Annotated in this window: 11 protein-coding genes; 3 read left to right on the top strand and 8 right to left on the bottom strand. The window is 62.1% G+C overall.

The window, feature by feature from the left end; all coding sequences use genetic code 11:
- Positions 1–45 precede the first annotated feature (45 nt).
- Entirely contained in the window at positions 46–942 is an 897-nt protein-coding gene (locus tag L2I46_RS01035; RefSeq protein WP_023290131.1) for a DMT family transporter, read from the top strand.
- Here the strand turns inward: L2I46_RS01035 and narI are convergent.
- From narI to L2I46_RS01010, 5 genes are all read right to left on the bottom strand, one after another.
- Entirely contained in the window at positions 939–1,616 is a 678-nt protein-coding gene (narI, locus tag L2I46_RS01030; protein WP_002910189.1) for a respiratory nitrate reductase subunit gamma, read from the bottom strand. The two genes, L2I46_RS01035 and narI, sit on opposite strands and share 4 nt — an antisense overlap.
- Positions 1,616–2,326: a nitrate reductase molybdenum cofactor assembly chaperone gene (gene narJ / locus L2I46_RS01025; RefSeq protein ID WP_032453280.1), complete on the bottom strand. Its 711-nt coding sequence runs from the start codon at positions 2,324–2,326 to the stop codon at positions 1,616–1,618. The genes narI and narJ overlap by 1 nt, the downstream gene beginning before the upstream one ends.
- Positions 2,323–3,858 (bottom strand): nitrate reductase subunit beta, encoded by a 1,536-nt coding sequence (narH, locus tag L2I46_RS01020; RefSeq protein WP_023290133.1) that lies wholly within the window; start codon positions 3,856–3,858, stop codon positions 2,323–2,325. The genes narJ and narH overlap by 4 nt, the downstream gene beginning before the upstream one ends.
- The gene (locus tag L2I46_RS01015) at positions 3,855–7,598 is read right to left on the bottom strand and encodes a nitrate reductase subunit alpha (RefSeq protein WP_023290134.1); all 3,744 of its coding nucleotides are present in this window, start codon (positions 7,596–7,598) and stop codon (positions 3,855–3,857) included. The genes narH and L2I46_RS01015 overlap by 4 nt, the downstream gene beginning before the upstream one ends.
- Positions 7,599–8,003: 405 nt before the next feature.
- A complete protein-coding gene (locus tag L2I46_RS01010) occupies positions 8,004–9,392 on the bottom strand; it encodes a NarK family nitrate/nitrite MFS transporter (RefSeq protein ID WP_023290135.1) in 1,389 nt (462 codons plus the stop codon).
- Positions 9,393–9,703: 311 nt separating this feature from the next.
- On the opposite strand from L2I46_RS01010, the gene narX reads away from it, so the two are divergent.
- Both narX and narL read left to right on the top strand, forming a co-directional pair.
- Positions 9,704–11,482 carry a nitrate/nitrite two-component system sensor histidine kinase NarX gene (gene narX, locus L2I46_RS01005; RefSeq protein WP_032428899.1) on the top strand — a complete coding sequence of 593 codons (1,779 nt, stop codon included), beginning with the start codon at positions 9,704–9,706 and terminating at the stop codon, positions 11,480–11,482.
- 10 nt (positions 11,483–11,492) lie between these two features.
- A complete protein-coding gene (gene narL, locus L2I46_RS01000) occupies positions 11,493–12,143 on the top strand; it encodes a two-component system response regulator NarL (RefSeq protein WP_002910198.1) in 651 nt (216 codons plus the stop codon).
- Here the strand turns inward: narL and L2I46_RS00995 are convergent.
- From L2I46_RS00995 to nirB, 3 genes are all read right to left on the bottom strand, one after another.
- Positions 12,140–13,522, bottom strand: coding sequence for a YchO/YchP family invasin (locus L2I46_RS00995; RefSeq protein ID WP_032453282.1), 1,383 nt, complete (start codon positions 13,520–13,522; stop codon positions 12,140–12,142). The two genes, narL and L2I46_RS00995, sit on opposite strands and share 4 nt — an antisense overlap.
- A 153-nt stretch (positions 13,523–13,675) precedes the next feature.
- Positions 13,676–16,282, bottom strand: a complete 2,607-nt coding sequence (locus L2I46_RS00990) for a nitrate reductase (protein WP_236947470.1) — start codon at positions 16,280–16,282, stop codon at positions 13,676–13,678.
- Entirely contained in the window at positions 16,282–20,349 is a 4,068-nt protein-coding gene (gene nirB / locus L2I46_RS00985) for a nitrite reductase large subunit NirB (protein WP_236947469.1), read from the bottom strand. Before nirB ends, L2I46_RS00990 begins: the two co-directional genes overlap by 1 nt.
- Between the last annotated feature and the right edge of the window lie 6 nt (positions 20,350–20,355).

Raw genomic sequence — 20,355 nt, 5'->3', positions numbered from 1 at the left:
GTCAGGATTTTTCGCACAATAATGGAAAACTTCTGGAGGTGAAATATGCAACTTACCCGCGGCGTCTGGCAAATGAGCCTGGCGATGATAATTTCTGGCTCGATCGGCGCGTTCGTGCTGCTCTCTGGTTTGCCGGTAATTGATGTGGTGTTCTGGCGCTGCCTGATTGGCGCGCTCACCCTGCTGCTGTTTATCGTTCTCAGCCGCCAACCCTTCAGTCGTCTCACGCGCTTCACCCTCGCCCTCGCGGTGCTTGGTGGCATTGCGCTGGTCATCAACTGGCTGCTGCTTTTTGCCGCCTACTCGCGTATTTCAATTGGCATGGCCACGGTGGTCTACAACACCCAGCCGTTTATGCTGGTACTGATGGGCATGGTGCTGGGGGAGCGAGTCAGCGCCGTAAAATGGGGATGGTTACTGCTGGCCTTCGGCGGCGTGGTGATCCTGCTGTCAAGCGAGCTTGCCCCGGCGCACGGCGATAGTCTCGCGACCGGCGTTTTGCTGGCATTAGGCGCAGCATTTTTCTATGCTCTGACCGCCATTATCGCCCGCAAACTGCATCCGCTCCCTGCTCAGCATATCGCCTTTATTCAGGTGCTGGTCGGCGTCGTGATGCTGCTGCCGCTGGTGCAAATGCCCGAGTTTTCTGCCAGCTTTCCCTGGCGCTATCTGCTGATCCTCGGCGTCGTCCATACCGGGATCATGTATCAGCTTTTATATAGCGCGATACAGAAGCTGCCAACGCCCATTACCGGTTCACTCTCCTTTATTTATCCACTGGTGGCGATGGGGGTCGACTATCTGGTCTTCCACCATGCGTTAACCCCTGTGCAGTGGTGCGGCGGGATGCTGATTCTGTTTGCCGCCGCGGGGAATAACCTCGGCTGGGGCGAAAAAAAACCCCGCCAGAGCGGGGTCAGTCAGCAGTCGCGGGCCAGTTAGCGACGGGCGCGAACAATCTGGTATTTGCGCGTCAGGTACTCTACCGGCGCGCTCCAGATATGAACCAGACGGGAGAACGGGAACAGCAGGAACAGGGTCATACCCAGCACCAGGTGGACGCGGAAGATAAACGCCACGCCATCCAGGTGCTGCGACGCACCGCCGTGGAAGGTGACCACCGACTGCGCCCAGCCGACCAGCTTCATCATTTCGCTGCCGTCCATATGCTGGGCTGAGAACGGGATCGTCAGCAGGCCCAACGCACACTGCACCATCAGCAGGGAGAGGATCAGAATATCCGCACCGGTGGTGGTGGCGCGAACGCGCGGGCTGAGCAGACGACGCTTGAGCAGCAGTAAACCGCCCACCAGGGTCATCACGCCGCAGGCGCCGCCGGCGATCATCGCCATCTTCTGCTTGACGTCGATCGGCAGGAAGGATTCATACATCCAGTGCGGCGTCAGCATGCCGAGGAAGTGGCCGGCGAAAATGCCGAGGATGCCGATATGGAACAGGTTCGACGCCAGATTCATCCCTTTACGGTCCAGCATCTGGCTGGAGGCCGCGCGCCAGGTGTACTGACCGTAGTCATAGCGCAGCCAGCTGCCGATCAGAAACACCGAGCCCGCAATGTACGGATAAATGTCAAAGAAGAACATATTAAGGAAGTGCATTATTGCTGTCCTCCGTTAGAGATATTCAGATATTGCGGGGCCACGGCTCCGGCAAAACGACGCTGGTGAGCGGAAATCTCCGACTCGCCGCAGCCCTGGTCGGCAAAGAATTTAACCTGTTCTTCTTCCCAGACTGCGTCCAGCGCCTGCGGCGTATCGTCGCGGGCTTCGTCGGCAATCTTCTCCGCCACTTTCTGGCTGTCGACCTGAGTGTTGGCCAGCTTCAGCAGCAGCTCGAACAGCACCGCATAGCGGCTCTCGCGCTGCTGCAGGCGCGCGCTGAGCAGGCCGAGGATCGGCGCGACGTCCCGCAGGCCGCCAAGGGCTTCCTCTTCCGGCAGCTGCGCCAGATACTCCAGATACAGCGGCAGATGATCCGGCAGCTCATGGCTATCGAGCAGCAGACCGTGGCGCTCATACTGCGCCATCAGGTCAACCATCGCCTGCCCGCGATCGCGGGATTCGCCGTGCACGTGTTCAAACAGCAGCAGCGAGGTGGCCCGGCCGCGGTCAAACAGTTCGCTGTAGGCCGCCTGGGCATCCAGCGGATCCTGAGCCAGCAGATCGCGCAGAAAAACGCCCAGCGCGTGAGCATCTTCTTTGCCGAGTTTCTCCGATGACGCGAGCGCCTCGAACATCTCCTGCTGATGCTGCCATAAGGCAGCGTCAGGGTATTCGAGCAAACGCGACACAATCACAAGTTCAATCATGCGTGCGGCTCCGTTTTGCTGGTCACGTCGATGGCGTCGATGCGACGGCTGTTGAACAGGTTGAACTGGCTGTCAGAGCCGTGGCAGCCGTCGCCAAAGCTAAAGCCGCAGCCATTTTTCTCCGGAAACGCTTCCCGCGCCTGTTCACGATGGCTGCTCGGCACCACGAAACGATCTTCGTAGTTGGCGATCGCCAGGTAGCGGTACATCTCCTGAGCCTGCGCTTCGCTTAAGCCCACCTCTTCCAGCGCGCGGGTATCGACAACGCCGTCAACGGTTTCCGCCCGCTTATAGTGACGCATCGCCAGCATCCGCTTCAGGGCCAACAGGACCGGTTGGGTATCGCCGGCGGTCAGCAGATTCGCCAGATACTGCACCGGAATACGCAGGCTTTCCACGTCCGGCAGGATCCCGTTGCTGCCCAGTTCGCCGGCATCGGCGGCGGACTGAATCGGCGACAGCGGCGGCACGTACCAAACCATCGGCAGGGTGCGATATTCCGGGTGCAGCGGCAGGGCCAGCTTCCAGTCCATCGCCATTTTCCAGACCGGCGACTGCTGCGCGGCTTCAATCACGCCCTGCGGCACGCCATCTTTCAGCGCCTGCTCAATCACTTTCGGGTCGTTCGGATCGAGGAAAACGTCCAGTTGACGCTGATAGAGATCTTTCTCGTTCTCGGTGCTGGCGGCATTTTCGATCGCGTCCGCGTCATACAGCAGGACGCCGAGGTAGCGGATTCGGCCCACGCAGGTTTCGGAGCATACCGTCGGCATTCCGGATTCAATACGCGGGTAGCAGAAGATGCACTTCTCAGATTTCCCGCTCTTCCAGTTGAAGTAGATCTTCTTGTACGGGCAGCCGGTGATGCACATCCGCCAGCCGCGGCACTTGTCCTGGTCGATCAGCACGATGCCGTCTTCTTCACGCTTATAGATGGCGCCGCTCGGGCAGGTTGCGACGCACGCCGGATTCAGGCAGTGCTCGCACAGGCGCGGCAGATACATCATGAAGGTGTTCTCGAACTGGCCGTACATCGCCTTCTGCATGTTGTCGAAGTTCTGGTCTTTGGCGCGCTTTTCAAACTCGCCGCCGAGGATCTCTTCCCAGTTCGGACCGCTGGTGATCTTGTCCATCCGCTGGCCGGTGATCAGCGAGCGCGGACGGGCGATCGGCTGGTGTTTACTCTCCGGGGCGTTATGCAGGTTCTGGTAGTCGTAATCGAACGGCTCGTAGTAATCATCGATGCCCGGCAGATGCGGGTTCGCGAAGATTTTACCTAACAGCATCGCGCGGTTGCCCATGCGCGGCTGCAGCTTGCCGTTGATTTTGCGGATCCAGCCGCCCTTCCATTTCTCCTGGTTTTCCCAGTCGTTCGGAAAACCGACGCCAGGCTTACTCTCCACGTTATTGAACCAGGCGTACTCCATCCCTTCCCGGCTGGTCCAGACGTTTTTACAGGTTACCGAGCAGGTGTGGCAGCCGATGCATTTATCGAGATTCAGCACCATGCCGACTTGTGAACGAATTTTCATTTTACGCTCTCCTGTACCTGGTCATTGCCTTCGCCGTCTAACCAGTTAATGTTCTTCATCTTACGTACCACCACAAACTCATCGCGGTTGGAGCCGACGGTGCCGTAGTAGTTAAAGCCATAGGCCAGATGGCCATAGCCGCCGATCATATGGGTCGGTTTCGGCGTAATACGGGTAACCGAGTTATGGATCCCGCCGCGCTGACCGGTGACTTCAGAGCCAGGCAGGTTCACGATGCGTTCCTGCGCGTGATACATCATGGTCATCCCGGCCGGCACGCGCTGGCTCACCACCGCGCGCGCCGTCAGGGCGCCGTTGGCGTTGAACACTTCGATCCAGTCGTTATCTTCGATACCCAGATCTTTCGCATCCGCCTCGCTCATCCAGACGATCGGACCGCCGCGTGACAGGGTCAGCATCAGCAGGTTATCGCTGTAGGTCGAGTGGATACCCCATTTCTGGTGCGGCGTCAGGAAGTTCAGCGCCTTCTCCGGGTTGCCGTTGGACTTCTCGCCCATCACCGCTTTCACCGAGCGGGTGTCAATCGGCGGACGATAAACCAGCAGGCTCTCGCCAAAGTCGCGCATCCACTGGTGATCCTGATACAGCGACTGACGACCGGACAGGGTACGCCATGGGATCAGCTCGTGAACGTTGGTGTATCCGGCGTTATAGGAGACGTGTTCGTCTTCCAGCCCGGACCAGGTCGGGCTGGAGATAATTTTCCGCGGCTGCGCCTGGATATCGCGGAAACGGATCTTCTCGTCTTCTTTGTTCAGCGCCAGGTGCGCATGCTCGCGGCCGGTGATTTCGCTCAGCGCTTTCCACGCCTTCACCGCCACCTGACCGTTCGTTTCCGGCGCCAGGGTGAGGATCATCTCCGCGGCGTCGATGGCCGTTTCCAGCTTCGGCTGACCTTTCGCCGGGCCTTCGGCCTTGGTGTAGTTGAGCTTACGCAGCAGGTCCATTTCGCTCTGGGTATTCCAGGCGATGCCTTTCCCGCCGTTGCCGATGGTTTCCAGCAGCGGGCCAATGGAGGTGAAGCGCTCATAAGTCGCCGGATAATCACGCTCGACCGGAATAATATGCGGGGCGGTTTTCCCCGGAATCAGGTCACATTCGCCCTTCTTCCAGTCTTTGACGTCCAGCGGCTGCGCCATTTCCGCGGCGGAATCATGCTGGATCGGCAGCGTAACGACGTCGGTTTCTTTACCGAGGTGGCCCACGCACACTTCAGAGAATTTCTTCGCGATACCTTTATAGATATCCCAGTCGCTCTTCGATTCCCAGGCCGGGTCAACGGCCGCCGACAGCGGATGAATAAACGGATGCATATCCGAGGTATTCATGTCGTCTTTTTCGTACCAGGTGGCGGTCGGCAGCACGATGTCGGAGTAGAGACAGGTGCTCGACAGACGGAAGTCGAGGGTCACCACCAGGTCCAGTTTGCCGTCGAGGCCGTTATCACGCCATTCGACTTCTTCCGGCTTCACGCCGCCCTGCTTGCCAAGGTCTTTCCCCTGAATGCCGTTCTCCGTACCCAACAGGTACTTGAGCATGTACTCATGGCCTTTACCGGAGGAGCCCAGCAGGTTGGAACGCCAGATAAACAGGTTACGCGGATGGTTTTTTCCGTTTTCCGGCTGCTCTGCCGCAAAGCGAATCGATCCCTCCTTCAGAGATTTGACGGTGTAATCCACCGGCGTCATGCCCGCTTTTTTCGCCTCATCGGCGATGCGCAGCGGGTTTACGCCCAGCTGCGGCGCCGACGGCAACCAGCCCATCCGCTCGGCGCGGACGTTGAAGTCGATCAGATGGCCGCTGTAGCGGGATTTATCCGCCATCGGCGAGAGCAGCTCCTGCGCGGTCACGCTTTCATAGCGCCACTGGCTGGAGTGGTTATAGAAGTACGAGGTGCTATTCATATGACGTGCCGGGCGTTGCCAGTCAAGGGCGAACGCCAGCGGCTGCCAGCCGGTCTGCGGACGCAGTTTTTCCTGGCCCACATAGTGCGCCCAACCGCCGCCGCTCTGGCCGACGCAACCGCAGAAGATCAGCATGTTGATCAGACCGCGGTAGTTCATGTCGAGGTGGAACCAGTGGTTGAGACCCGCCCCGACGATAATCATCGACCGACCATGGGTTTTATCGGCGTTATCGGCAAACTCGCGGGCGGTACGGATAATATGCGCGCGGGAGACGCCGGTAATTTTCTCCGCCCAGGCCGGAGTGTAGGCTTTCACTTCATCATAGCTGGCGGCGCAGTTGTCATCGTTCAGACCGCGCTCCAGGCCATAGTTGGCCATGGTCAGGTCGTACACGGTGGTCACCAGGGCGGTGGAGCCGTCAGCCAGCTGCAGGCGTTTAACCGGCAGTTTGTGCAGCAGAATGTTTTCCAACGCGACTTTGTTGAAGTGTTCAGAACCTTCGCCGCCGAAGTACGGGAAGCCGACGTCCGCGACCTCGTCATGGCTGCCCAGCAGGCTCAGACGCAGCTCAATCTCTTCACCGGTTTTACCGTCGCGCTGTTCGAGGTTCCATTTACCTTTGTCGCCCCAGCGGAATCCGAGGGAACCGTTCGGCACGGTCAGATCGCCTTTCTCATCAAAGGCGACGGTTTTCCATTCCGGATTCTTCTCCTGACCAAGGGAATCCACGAGGTCGGACGCGCGCAGCGTGCGGCCGGCGGCGTAATAGCCGTCGCGCTCCTCAAGCATCACCAGCATCGGCATGTCGGTGTAGCGACGCACGTAATCGGTGAAGTACTGGCTCGGCTTATCAAGATGGAACTCACGCAGCATCACGTGGCCCATCGCCAGCGCCATCGCGGCATCGGTACCCTGCTTCGGCGCCAGCCACAGATCGCAGAGCTTGGCGATTTCGGCGTAGTCCGGGGTGATGGCGACAGTTTTGGTCCCTTTATAGCGAACTTCGGTAAAGAAGTGCGCATCCGGGGTACGGGTCTGCGGCACGTTGGAGCCCCAGGCGATGATATAGCTGGAGTTGTACCAGTCGGCGGATTCCGGCACGTCGGTCTGCTCGCCCCAGGTCATCGGCGAGGCCGGCGGCAGGTCGCAGTACCAGTCGTAGAAGCTCAGGCAGGTACCGCCGATCAGCGACAGGTAACGGGCGCCGGAGGCGTAGGAGACCATCGACATCGCCGGGATCGGCGAGAAGCCGGCCACGCGATCCGGACCGTAAGTTTTCACGGTATAGACGTTGGAGGCGGCAATCAGCTCATTCACTTCCTGCCAGGAGGAGCGGACAAACCCGCCGCGACCGCGAGCCTGCTTGAAGCTTTTCGCTTTGTCGGCGTCTTCGATGATCGATGCCCATGCCTCAACCGGATCGCTATGCTGGACCTTCGCTTCCCGCCACATCTTCATCAGGCGTTTGCGCATCAGCGGGTATTTCAGGCGGTTCGCGCTGTACAGATACCAGGAGTAGCTGGCGCCGCGCGGGCAGCCGCGTGGTTCGTGGTTTGGCAGGTCCGGACGAGTGCGCGGATAGTCCGTTTGCTGGGTTTCCCAGGTCACCAGTCCGTTTTTGACATAAATCTTCCAGCTGCATGAACCGGTGCAGTTGACACCGTGAGTGGAACGCACAATTTTGTCATGCTGCCAACGTTGACGGTATCCATCCTCCCAGTCCCGGTTGGTGTTTAGAAGCTGGCCGTGCCCATCGGCAAAGGTTTCACCCTTCTGTTTGAAGTAGCGAAACCGGTCCAGGAATTTACTCATCGGGTTTCTCCTGATATGGAGCCTGACGGCTCTCTGATAAATCGACATTGCTGGATTTGCAGCGAAGGTAACGCTATGAAAGCGGACGGGAATTGATAGCGATCAATACGAACTGGCTTGTTATCGCGGCGGAAATTGGCTTTTACCACCAAGGTGGTAGTAATCTCTATTTTTTAACTTAATGTTTTTTAATGGTTTTTATCGAAAAATGGGTCGCCAGGCGCGGAATCGTTCACCAGGGAGGTATTAAGGGGTAGAGCAGTGACGCTGGCAAGCCGTCCCTTCCCGGCTCAGTGGCCAATACGTATCCAATCACCCATTAGTATGTTGTAACTAAATAGGCCGGTAAAAAAAGGCGCCTCCTCCGGGAGTACGCCTATACGAAGCAACATCGACGATGGCGAATTACTGACGCTTACGGCCGTATACCGCCCAGGTGATGATCACGCAGGCGATATAGAAGATCAGGAAGACTTTCATCGCGCCGGCCGGCGAGCCGGTCAGATCCAGCGAGATACCGAACGCCTTCGGAATAAAGAAGCCGCCGATGGCGCCAATGGCGGAGATAAAGCCCAGCGCCGCCGCGGTATCGGTCGCCGCCTCGCGCATCGCCTGGGCTTCGCTGCCGCCCTGGGCCTTCACCCGGTCCATGGTCAGCTTACGGAAGATCACGGAGATCATCTGGAAGGTGGAAGCGCTCCCCAGCCCGGCGGTCAGGAACAGCACCATAAACACCGCGAAGAAGGCGATGAAGTTACCGCCCTGGCCGTTGGTCGGCAGGGTCAGGAACAGCAGCGCACAGAAGACAGCCATCACCACAAAGTTGACCAGCGTCACGCGGGTACCGCCGAGACGGTCGGAGATCGCCCCGCCCATCGAACGCGCCAGCGCGCCAATAAACGGACCGAAGAAGGCGTAGTGTAGGATCTGCACGTCCGGGAACTGGGTCTTTGACAGCATGGCGAAACCGGCGGAGAAACCGATAAAGGAGCCGAAGGTCGCCAGATAGAGCAGCGCCATGATCCACAGGTGCAGGCGTTTGAGCACCGGCAGCTGTTCGCTCAGCGAGGCTTTAGAAGCGGACAGGTCGTTCATAAAGAACCACGCCGCCAGGGTGAAAATAATCAGGAAAGGTACCCAGATCCACGCGGCGTTTTCCAGATACAGCATTGAGCCGTCCGGCTGCTCGCTGCCGGTCCCGCCAAAAATGGCAAACACCGAGACCGACACCACCAGCGGCGCGACCAGCTGCATCACGCTGACGCCCATATTACCAAGGCCGCCGTTGACGCCCAGCGCCCCGCCCTGCTTCGCTTTCGGGAAGAAGAAGCTGATATTGGCCATACTGGAGGCGAAGTTGGCCCCGGCGAAGCCGCACAGCAGAGAGATGATCACGAAGACGCTAAACGGCGTGGAGGTATCCTGGACCGCAAAGCCCAGCCACACGCACGGCACAATCATGATCCCGGTACTGAACGCCGTCCAGCGGCGGCCGCCGAACAGCGGTACCATGAAAGCGTAAGGCACGCGCAACAAAGCGCCTGACAGCGCCGGCAGCGCGGTCAGCATAAACAGCTGATCGGTCGTAAACTGAAAGCCCACTTTGTTGAGGTTAACGGCAACGGCGCTGAACAACATCCACACGCAGAACGCCAGTAACAGACAGGGAACGGAGATCCATAAATTGCGGCTCGCCACATGGTGGCCGCGCTGTTGCCAGAATTCAGGATCTTCAGGCCGCCAGTCGGTAATGACCGAGCGGTTAGCCTTCTCCGGGAGGGAAGATTGACTCATAGATACCTCTGATTATTCATTTTTCCTGCCGCTACCTTAGGGGTTGCCCCGGGCGGTAAGTTGATATAAATCAAAGGAAAAGCGCGCGCTAATTTGTGCGAAAATAAACCATGCTCCGAAGTGAGTAGAGAATGGTGGGAAAAAAAGTGTGGTTTTTCACACGGCTGCCGGGATGCGTCTAACCCCTCTCCCAACGGCGCCTACCACCGACAATTAAGGAGTAACTCTTTGTGGGTATGGGTATACTCCAGGGGATAGCCGAGAATAAGCGCCACTCCCGGGGACACGACCGGTCAGGAGCCACGCATTCCATGTTAAAACGTCTTTTTACCCCGCTGACGCTGGTCAATCAACTGGCTTTGATCGTCCTGCTTGCCACCCTTACTGGCGTCGCCGGTATGGCGATCTCCGCGCGCCTGGTCAACGGCGTGCAGGGCAGCGCGCACGCCATTAACAAAGCCGGGTCATTACGCATGCAGAGCTACCGGCTGCTGGCGGCGATCCCGCTGAATGAACACGACCAAAAGCTGGTCGATGATATGACCGCCACCGTCTTCAGTCCGGAGCTGCAAAACTCCGCCCGCCGCGACGGGCAGGAGCGCCAGCTGCAGGCCCTGCAGCAGTACTGGCAGCTGGCGCTGGCTCCCGGCATGCAGCGCGCGGTCAACCAGGCGGAGGTCGCCCAGGATGTCGCCGACTTTGTCGATCGTATCGACCAGTTGGTAACCGCATTCGACCATACCACCGAGCAGCGTATCGAACGGGTGGTCTGGATCCATCGCCTCCTCGCCATCGGCATGGCGCTGCTGCTGATCTTCACCATCATCTGGCTACGCGCCCGCCTGCTGCGGCCATGGAAACAGCTGCTGAGCATGGCGCGAGCGGTGAGCCAGCGTGATTTCACCCAGCGGGCGCACATCAGCGGACGCAACGAAATGGCGACCCTCGGCATGGCGCTAAATAACATGTCGGAAGAGCTGGCGGAAAGCTACGCCGTGCTCGAGCGCCGGGTGCAGGAGAAGACCGCCGGGCTGGAACAGAAGAACGAGATCCTCGCTTTCTTATGGCAGGCCAACCGCCGGCTGCACGCCAACGCCCCGCTCTGTGAACGCATTTCGCCGGTGCTGAACGGCCTGCAGGGTCTGACGCTGCTGCGCGATATCGAGGTGCGGGTCTACGATCTGGAAGATGAAGACAACCATCAGGAGTTTACCTGCCACTCGGATAATGAATGTGACGACATGGGCTGCTACCTCTGCCCCCGCAACCTGCCGCCTCTGCCGGATGGCGGAACGACGCTGAAGTGGCGGCTGTCGGATGCGCATAATCAGTACGGCATCCTGCTGGCGACGCTGCCGGTTGGCCGTCATCTCAGCCACGATCAGCAGCAGCTGGTGGATACTGTGGTTGAACAACTGACCAGCACCCTGGCGCTGGACCGCCATCAGGAGAAACAGCAGCAGCTGATCGTTATGGAAGAGCGGGCCACTATCGCCCGTGAGCTGCATGATTCCATCGCCCAGTCGCTATCCTGTATGAAGATGCAGGTCAGCTGCCTGCAGATGCAGGGCGACGCCTTGCCGGCGGAGAGCCGTCAGCTGCTGGGGCAGATACGTAACGAGCTGAATACCTCCTGGGCCCAGCTGCGTGAGCTGTTGACCACCTTCCGCCTGCAGCTGACCGAGCCGGGCCTGCGCCCGGCGCTGGAGGCCAGCTGTCAGGAGTACAGCGCCCACTTCGGCTTCACGGTGCAGCTTGATTATCAGCTCCCGCCGCGCTTTGTGCCGTCGCATCAGGCCATTCACCTGCTGCAGATCGCCCGCGAAGCGTTAAGCAATGCCCTGAAGCATGCCAGCGCGACCCAAGTCACCGTGACGGTGTCACAACGCGATAATCAGGTCCGTCTGGTGGTGGCGGATAACGGCCGCGGCGTGCCGGACCACGCCGAGCGGAGTAACCATTACGGTTTAATCATTATGCGGGATCGCGCGCAAAGTCTGCGCGGCGACTGTCAGGTTCGGCGCCGGGAAACCGGCGGGACCGAAGTGATCGTCACGTTTATCCCGGAAAAAACGTTTTCCATCCAATAAGGAGACCCCCATGAGTCAACAGGAACGGGCAACCATCCTTCTCATTGACGACCATCCGATGCTGCGCACCGGCGTGAAACAACTGATCAGCATGGCGCCGGACATCCAGGTGATTGGCGAAGCCAGCAATGGCGCGCAAGGTATCGAGCTGGCGGAGTCGCTGGATCCGGACCTGATCCTGCTGGACCTCAATATGCCGGGCATGAACGGTCTGGAAACGCTGGACAAACTGCGTGAGAAATCGCTGTCTGGCCGGGTGGTGGTCTTCAGCGTCTCTAACCATGAAGAGGACGTTGTTACCGCCCTCAAGCGCGGTGCCGATGGCTATCTGTTGAAAGACATGGAGCCGGAAGATCTGCTGAAAGCGCTGCAGCAGGCCGCCGCCGGCGAGATGGTATTAAGCGAAGCGTTAACCCCGGTGCTGGCCGCCAGCCTGCGCGCCAACCGCGCCACCTCCGATCGCGACATCAGCCAGCTGACCCCGCGCGAGCGCGACATCCTCAAGCTGATCGCCCAGGGGCTGCCGAACAAAATGATAGCCCGCCGGCTGGATATCACCGAAAGCACCGTCAAAGTGCACGTCAAGCACATGCTGAAGAAAATGAAGCTCAAATCCCGGGTGGAAGCCGCGGTATGGGTCCACCAGGAGCGAATTTTTTAAGGCGAGTCCGTCCACGAGACGCCAGGCGCGGTGAACTTGATCAGCGGCTCGGTCAGCGTCAGGACGATCTCATTGGAGGAGACGCGCTGCCCCTGTTTATCCTCTACCACCACCGACAGGCGCCAGCGGTTCGCGGCGCCCGGTTCACTGTTCCACACCGGCATAATCACGCTCCAGCCATCGGGGCTGCTGGCATCCACCGGCGGCGTCAGGCTGAGCGCCTGGGTGTCGCCCTGCCAGTGCAGCGACTTGATGCCGTGCAGACTATGGATCTGCAGCTTCAGCTGCACCGTCTCCCCGGACTGTAGATCCCAGGGCGGCGTGGCCAGGTAGACCGTCAGATTTTTGCGCTGCCGATACTCCACCACCGGCAGATTATCCCGCTCCGGGCTGTCGAAGCGGCTGCCGCGCAGCGAGTTACTGAACGCCACCTCGTCCGCCGCCAGCTGCTGCTTGAGCGGCACGCCAAAGCGGTAGTTGAGCTTCAGGCCAACGTTGTTCTGGCTGACGCCATTTTCCCCTTGCTTATGCTTGGCGGTCACGGTGACCAGCGGGACCGGGGTATAATTGAGCCCGACGGAGACGGCCACCGGGTTATGGTAGCCTGTGCCGGTGTGAAACAGATCGACGCTGTCGCCGAAGTACTGTTCGACGCTGACGCTGGTGTTGATGTGCTCATAAAACGGCAGCCGCGCCTGGGCGGTAACGTCATACCCCGCGGCCATCCGCTGCTCCTGAGTTTGATTCTCCCGCAGCTGCCAGTCGCCCAGCGGATGATAGTAGTTCGCCGACAGGCGGAGATATTCCCCCCACGCCTCGGCGCCGACGCTGCCGCGGGCCAGGCTTTCGCTCAGCACCTTGTCATAAAACGAGTTATAGCCCAGCAGCCAGCCGCCGACCCGCCAGCGCTGGCCAAGCCCAATATTGCCCACCAGATCGTTCTCGCGCCGGGTTACCGAATACTGGTTCCACGTCAGGTAGCGATCGTTATCCTGCAATGGCACGAACCAGCTCCCTTTACTGCCGGTGAACTTCCCCTCTTTATCGACCAGCAGGTCGACATTGGCGTTGCCCCACGGCGAGAGCCAGCTCTCCAGCTGGTGGCTCACTTCATTGCCGAGTTTGTTGATGGCGAACATCTGCGCCTGCTCGCCCGCCGTCAGTCCGTTATCGCTCATGCTGGCCTCGCCGAATTTCTTCGCCACTTCGGCAAAGTGTCTGGCGTCGTCATCGACCTGCGGGGCGATCCCCAAATCGGGCAAGGGATCTTCTCCCTGGGGCGTAAGAGCCGTGTCGCTGGCGGTCAGCGCCCAGACGGGAGCGCCCGGCAGCAGCAGGAGAAAGATCAGGGATGGCAGCAAACGGTACGACACAGGCATCAACAGGTTTTACGCGGGCTCGCAGAAAAAATTGGAAGATAGTTTTAGTTTATCGTTTTTTCCCTTCTCCCGCAGCCCTGCGGACAATTCCAGGAATATGCTGAAACCGGTTGGGCAAATAGTCGCCCAACCACAGAAGGTGCCGCCGCGCCGTTACGCCCCGGCGCGGGCCGGTTGCGCCGTCAGCAGCGCGTTGAGCTCCGGCACGCAGGAGCCGCAGTTGGTCCCGCACTTAAGCCTGGCGCCCAAAGCCCCAACGCTGGCGCAGCCGCTGGCGATGGCCTCGCCGATCGCCCGCTCCCCCACCCCAAAACAGCTGCAGACGATCCGCCCCGGCGGCGCGGCGGCGGCGTCCGGTCGGCCGCTGAGCAACGCATGGCGCCGGGCGGCATCGGACGGCGGCGCGGCAAAGGCGGCGCTTATCCCTGCGCTATCCACCGCCGGCTCGCGCGCATCGCTCCACCAGCCCAGCATCAGCCTCCCCTGATGCCACGCCAGCAGGTTCCACACCGCGCCGCCGTCTGCTATCTGCAGCTGCCAGCCGCGCTGCGCGCACCAGACGCTGAGCCACTGTCGGGCTGACGCCTCCCCGGCCAGCGAGTAGTGCAATACGCCCGCCGCCGCCCGCCGCCGCCAGTGCCAGGCCGCAGGAAACGGCAGCGGTTCGCGACAATACAGTTCGCTATGCCAGGCAGGCTGCCAGGGGGCGATGGCCACCGCCGCCTGTTTACTCTCCGGCTGGGCGGAATGCGGGTCCGTGACGGCGGCCAGCAGATTATTCACCCGCCCCTGGCGGGCGAACTGATTGTTCCAGTGCATTGGGACAAACAGCGAGCCGGGGCGCTGGCCTTCGCTGATCGCCACTTTCGCCACCATCACCCCATTGCGCGACCAGATCCGCGCCAGCCCGCCGGCGACAAGCTGGTAGCGAACGGCGTCCTGCGGCGCCACCTCCACCACCGGCTCCGCGATATGCTGCATCAGCCGCGGCACGGCGCCGGTGCGGGTCATGGTGTGCCACTGATCGCGGATCCGCCCGCTGTTGAGGATCAGCGGATAAAAGACATCGGTTGCCGCCCGGGTCGGCTGAGGCGTCACTGGCACCATCCGCAGCCTGCCATCGCTATGCCAGCCGCGCGTGACATCCCAGGCGGCGCGGCGGCGGCTGACCGGCCAGCGTACCGGCGCCATGGCGTCCCAAGCCTCGCGGCTGAGATCCGCCAGCGCGCCGATATCAAACGCCCGCTGGCCGTCGTTTTCGAAACCGGACAGCGCCGCATGCTCGCGGAAGACGTCATGCGGATGCTGCCAGGCAAACGCCTCGCGATACCCCAGCGCCTGCCCTACTCTGGCGATGATCCACCAGTCCGCTTTCGCCTCCCCCGGCGGCGGCAGGAAGCTACGCTGACGGGAGATGCGCCGCTCCGAGTTGGTGACCGTGCCATTTTTCTCGCCCCAGGCCAGCGCCGGAAAGCGAATGTGGGCGAATTGTCCGGTATCCGTCTCAGCGGCGACATCCGAGACGATCACCAGCGGACAGCCGGCCAGCGCCTGGCTCACCGCGTGGCTGTCGGGGAGCGACACCACCGGGTTGGTGCCCATGATCCACACCGCTTTCACCTCGCCGCGGCCGATGGCGGCAAAAAGCTCCACGGCGGTCAGCCCCGGGGTCTGCGCCAGCCGCTCGGTTCCCCAAAAGCGGGCCAGCCGCTGCAGATCGTCTGGCACAAAATCCATGTGCGCCGCCAGCATCGTCGCCAACCCGCCGACTTCGCGCCCGCCCATGGCGTTGGGTTGACCGGTCAGCGAAAAGGGGCCGCAGCCGCGGCGGCCATACTTTCCGCTGGCCAGATGAACGTTGATGATGGCATTACATTTGTCGCTGCCGCTGGCTGACTGGTTAATTCCCATGGCGTAGAGGGTGATGGCCCGCGGGGCGGCGATAAAATCGCGATAGAAACCCGCCACCTCATCGGCGGGCAGGCCGCAAAAAGCCGCCACTTTCGCCACGTCCCAGCCGCGAGCGGCAGCCAGCGCCTGCGGGCCGTCGCGAAAACCGTCGACGCAGGCCCCGGCCTGCGCCAGGGCGTTAAGCAACCCCACGAACAGCCCGCCGTCGCTTCCCGGCGCCAGCGCCAGATGGCGATCGGCGATCTCGCAGGTGGCAGTGCGCCGGGGGTCGATCGCCACGATCTGCAGCCGGGGATTATCCCGCTTCGCCTGCGCCAGACGCTGGTACAGCACCGGGTGCGCCCAGGCGGCGTTCGAGCCGACCAGCACCACCAGATCGCTGTTTTCCACATCCTCATAGCTACAGGGCACCACGTCGGCGCCAAAGGCCCGCTTGTAGCCGGTCACCGCCGACGACATGCACAGCCGCGAATTGGTGTCGATGTTCGCCGCGCCGATAAATCCCTTCATCAGCTTGTTGGCGGCATAGTAATCCTCCGTCAACAGCTGGCCGGAGGCGTAGAAGGCCACCGCCTGCGGACCGTGCTGGTCGATAACCTGTTGCAGGCGGGAAGCGGTCTCCGCCAGCGCCTGAGACCAGGCCACCGGCTGGCCGTCCACCTCCGGCGCCAGCAGCCGCCCCGCCAGGCCCGTGGTCTCCCCTAGTGCCGCCCCTTTGACGCACAGGCGGCCGAGGTTGGCCGGGTGCTGATCGTCGCCGCGCACGCTCACCTGACCCGCGTCATCCACGCTCGCCAGCACGCCGCAGCCTACGCCGCAGTAGGGACAGGTCGTTCGGATGGTCTTCATCAGGAGGCCTCCGCTCGCGCCAGCAGCTGCTGGCTGCCCACCCACACTTTGCCGTTTTCCACTTTCACCGGCCAGGCGCGCACTGCCTGTTCACCGCCGTCGCACGGCCAGCCGTCGCGCAGGCGAATCCGCTGTTTGTACAGCGGGGAGATCACCACCGGTTCCCCGCCGACGTCCCCTAACAGCCCCCGCGACAACACGTTGGCCGCGCTGCCCGGCTCGCGGTTGTCCAGGGCATACACCCGATCGCCAAAGCGGAACAGGGCGATCTGCCGCTCCCCTAACCGGGCGCCGATCCCCGCCTGCGCCGGGATGGCGTCAAGGTCGCAAATCGCCTGCCACGGCCGGGATGGGAGTTCGCCTTCAGGCAACGCTTCAGCAGGCAATGGCTGCGGCTGACCGCGCAGATCGTGGCGCTGCACCGCCTCGTCGGGCTGGTCGCTGTTCACGAAGGAGCGGAACAGCGCCAGGCGCTGGGGATCGTTGAGCGTGGTCTGCCACTCGCACTGGTAGCTGTCGACGATGCGGGCCATCTCCTGTTCCAGCTCCTCGCCAATGCCGAGGCTGTCCTCCAGCACCACCTGCCGCAGGTAGGCCACGCCGCCCTCCAGGTTGTCCATCCAGGTGCTGGTCCGCTGCAGGCGATCGGCGGTGCGGATATAGAACATCAGCAGACGATCGATGCTGCGGATCAGCGTCGCTTCGTCGAGGTCGCTGGCAAACAGGTCGGCGTGACGCGGCTTCATTCCGCCGTTGCCGCAGACGTAGAGATTCCAGCCTTTGTCGGTGGCAATCACCCCGATGTCTTTGCCCTGGGCTTCGGCGCATTCGCGGGTGCAGCCGGAGACCGCCATCTTGATTTTGTGCGGGGCGCGCAGCCCTTTATAGCGATGCTCGAGCCGCACCGCGAGCCCGGTGGAGTCCTGCACGCCGTAGCGACACCAGGTTGCGCCGACGCAGGACTTCACCGTGCGCAGCGACTTGCCATAGGCGTGGCCGGTTTCAAACCCGGCGTCGGCCAGCTCGCGCCAGATCGCCGGCAGCTGTTCCAGCCGCGCGCCAAACAGGTCGATGCGCTGGCCGCCGGTCACTTTGCTGTAGAGCTGGTAACGTTTGGCGATCTGCCCGATGGCGATCAGCCCGTCCGGCGTCACTTCCCCTGCCGCCATCCGCGGCACCACCGAATAGGTGCCGTCCTTCTGAATGTTGGCGAAATAGCGATCATTGGTATCCTGCAGCGGCAGGTGCGCCGGCTTCAGCAGGTATTCGTTCCAGCAGGAGGCCAGCACCGAGGCCACCAGCGGTTTACAAACCTCGCAGCCGTGCCCCTGGCCGTAGCGGCTAATCAGCTGCTCGAAGGTATGGATATGGTTGACCCGCACCAGATGGTAGATCTCCTGACGCGACCACGGGAAATGCTCGCAGACGTCTTTTTTCACTTCGACGCCCTGCGCCGCCAGCTGGTGCTCCATCACCTGTTTCACCAGCGCGCTGCAGCCGCCGCAGCCGGTGGCCGCTCTGGTGCAGCTTTTTATCGCCGCCATATCCCCCGCGCCATTGTTCACCGCCTGGCAGATATCGCCTTTGCTGACGCTATGGCAGGAGCAGATCGGCGCGCTGTCGGGCAGCGCCGCCACCCCCAGCGCCTTCGGCGCGGCCCCCTCCAGCGCCGGCAGGATCAGGCTCTCCGGACGCGGCGGCAGCGCCATGCCGTTCAGCATCATCTGCAGCAGCGTGGCGTAGTCGCTGGCGTCCCCCACCAGCACGCCGCCAAGCAGGGCTTTGCCGTCCTGACTGACAACGATTTTTTTGTAAACCTGCTGCGGACCGTCGGTCCATTGATAGCTCTGGCAGCCCGGCGTGCGCCCCTGCGCATCGCCAAACGAGGCTACGTCAACCCCCAGCAGCTTCAGTTTGGTGCTCATGTCGGCGCCGCTAAAGCAGGCGTCCTCTCCTGCGAGGGTGGCCGCGGCGATCCGCGCCATCTGATAACCCGGCGCCACCAGGCCGTAAATTTTATTATCCCACAGGGCGCATTCGCCTATCGCCAGCACGTCCGGGTCAGTGGTGCGGCACTGGCCGTCGATGCCAATCCCCCCGCGCTCGCCAACCTGCAGCGCGCAGCCGCGGGCCAGCGCGTCCTGCGGGCGGATCCCTGCCGAGAAGACCACCATGTCGGCCGCCAGCGTGCCGCCGTCGGCAAAGTTCAGCCGCAGGCCATCGGCCTCGCGCACGATGGCGGTGGTGGCTTTGCTGGTATGCACCCCCACGCCGAGGGCGACGATCTTCTCCCGCAGCATCGCCGCCCCGCCGTTATCCAACTGGACGGCCATCAGGTTCGGGGCAAACTCCACCACGTGCGTCTCCAGCCCCAGCTGTTTCAGGGCGTTGGCGGCCTCCAGTCCGAGCAGGCCGCCCCCGATCACCACCCCGGTCTTCGCCGCGGCGGCATGGGCGGCGATACGGTCGAGATCGTCAAGGGTACGATAGACAAAGCACCCGTCGAGATCGTTGCCAGGGATCGGCGGAACAAAGGGATAGGAGCCGGTCGCCAGCACCAGTTTATCCCAGTGGGTTTCATGCCCCTCGGCGTCCCGCACCAGCCGGGCGTCGCGGTCGATCGTCGCCACCGCCTTGCCGAGGCGGAGTTCGATGCCGTGCTGGTGAAAGAAATCATCGGCCACCAGCGACAGCGATTCGGCGCTGCGTCCGGCGAAATATTCGGAGAGATGCACCCGGTCGTAGGCGGCGTAACGCTCTTCGCCAAACACCACGATACGATATTGCTGATGCAGGTTGCGGCTCACGCATTGTTCGAGAAAATGGTGGCCGACCATGCCATGTCCCACCAGCACTAATACAGGTTTCGTCATCGTCATTATTCCTGCAGCCTGCGGCTGCGTTGAAGAAGGGTCAAAAAGCCAGTCCGCGGTGGCGGGCTCGTCGCTTTCCAGGCGCGCGGTGAGCGCGGCGGCGGTGGTACAGTCGCCCATCAGCAGCACGCCGCGCAGGCGGCCGTCGCGCAGCAGCAGGCGACGATAGTGCCGGTCGATGGGATCCCAGCTGGTATAGATGTCATCCTGTTCGCCGGCCTGCTGTTCGCCGACGCTAAAGAGTTCAATGCCGGTGACCTTCAGGCGGGTCCCGGCGTCCTGCCAGACAAAGCCCTCGCCGGGGGCGCCGCACAGGCGATCCGCCAGCACCTCGGCCTGGCGCAGGCAGGGAGCCACCAGCCCCCAGGTCTGGCCGTCAATTTCGCAACACTCGCCAATGGCGCTGATCCCCGGCAGCGAGGCGGCCATCTGGCGGTCAACCACGATCCCCTGCTGGCACAGCACGCCGGACTGCGCCGCCAGACGGCTGTTGGGCTGCACGCCGGTCGCCAGCACCACTCTGGCGGCGCGGAATACGCGCCCGTCCGCCAGCCGCACGCCGTCGGCGTCGATGGCGGCGATCCGGCACTCCAGCACGCAGCGAATACCGCGCGCTTCAAGCTGCTGCCTGAGCTCATCGGCGGCAAAGGCGTCGATCAGCGGCGCCATTAAGCCGCTCCCGCGATGCAGGAGTGTGACCTCCCCGCCGCGGCGACGCAGCGCCGCCGCCGCTTCCACGCCCAGAACCCCACCGCCAATCACCACCGCCGGGCCGGGTATCGCCAGAATACGTTCCACGTCCGCCAGGGTGCGGAAGGGCATAACCTGCGGACGATCAATGCCCGGCAGCGGCGGGATAAAGGGCCGCGAGCCGGTGGCGAAAACCAGCTCGTCCCACGGCAGCCAGGCGTCAGCGATGCGCAGCCGCCGTTGCGCAACATCCACTTCATCCACCGCCTCGCCAGACCGCAGACACACCCCGTGCCGGGTGTACCACTCCGCCGGTAGCAACGGGATCTGCGATGCCGTTGTTTCGCCAGCCAGCAGCGGCGAGAGCTGGATGCGGTTATAGGCCGGGTGCGGCTCGTCGCCGACGACGGTAATGGCAAACCGCGCAGGGTCGCGCTCAACCAGCCGCTGCACCAGCCGGGTGGCCGCCATGCCGTTACCGATCACCACCAGTCGCCGCGTCATGACCGC

It is taken from the genome of Klebsiella sp. 2019SCSN059, assembly GCF_021739525.1.
GTDB classification, from domain to species: Bacteria; Pseudomonadota; Gammaproteobacteria; order Enterobacterales; family Enterobacteriaceae; genus Klebsiella; species Klebsiella quasipneumoniae.
Note: the sequence above shows the minus strand (reverse complement) of the source record. Positions and strands in the feature narration are given on the sequence as shown.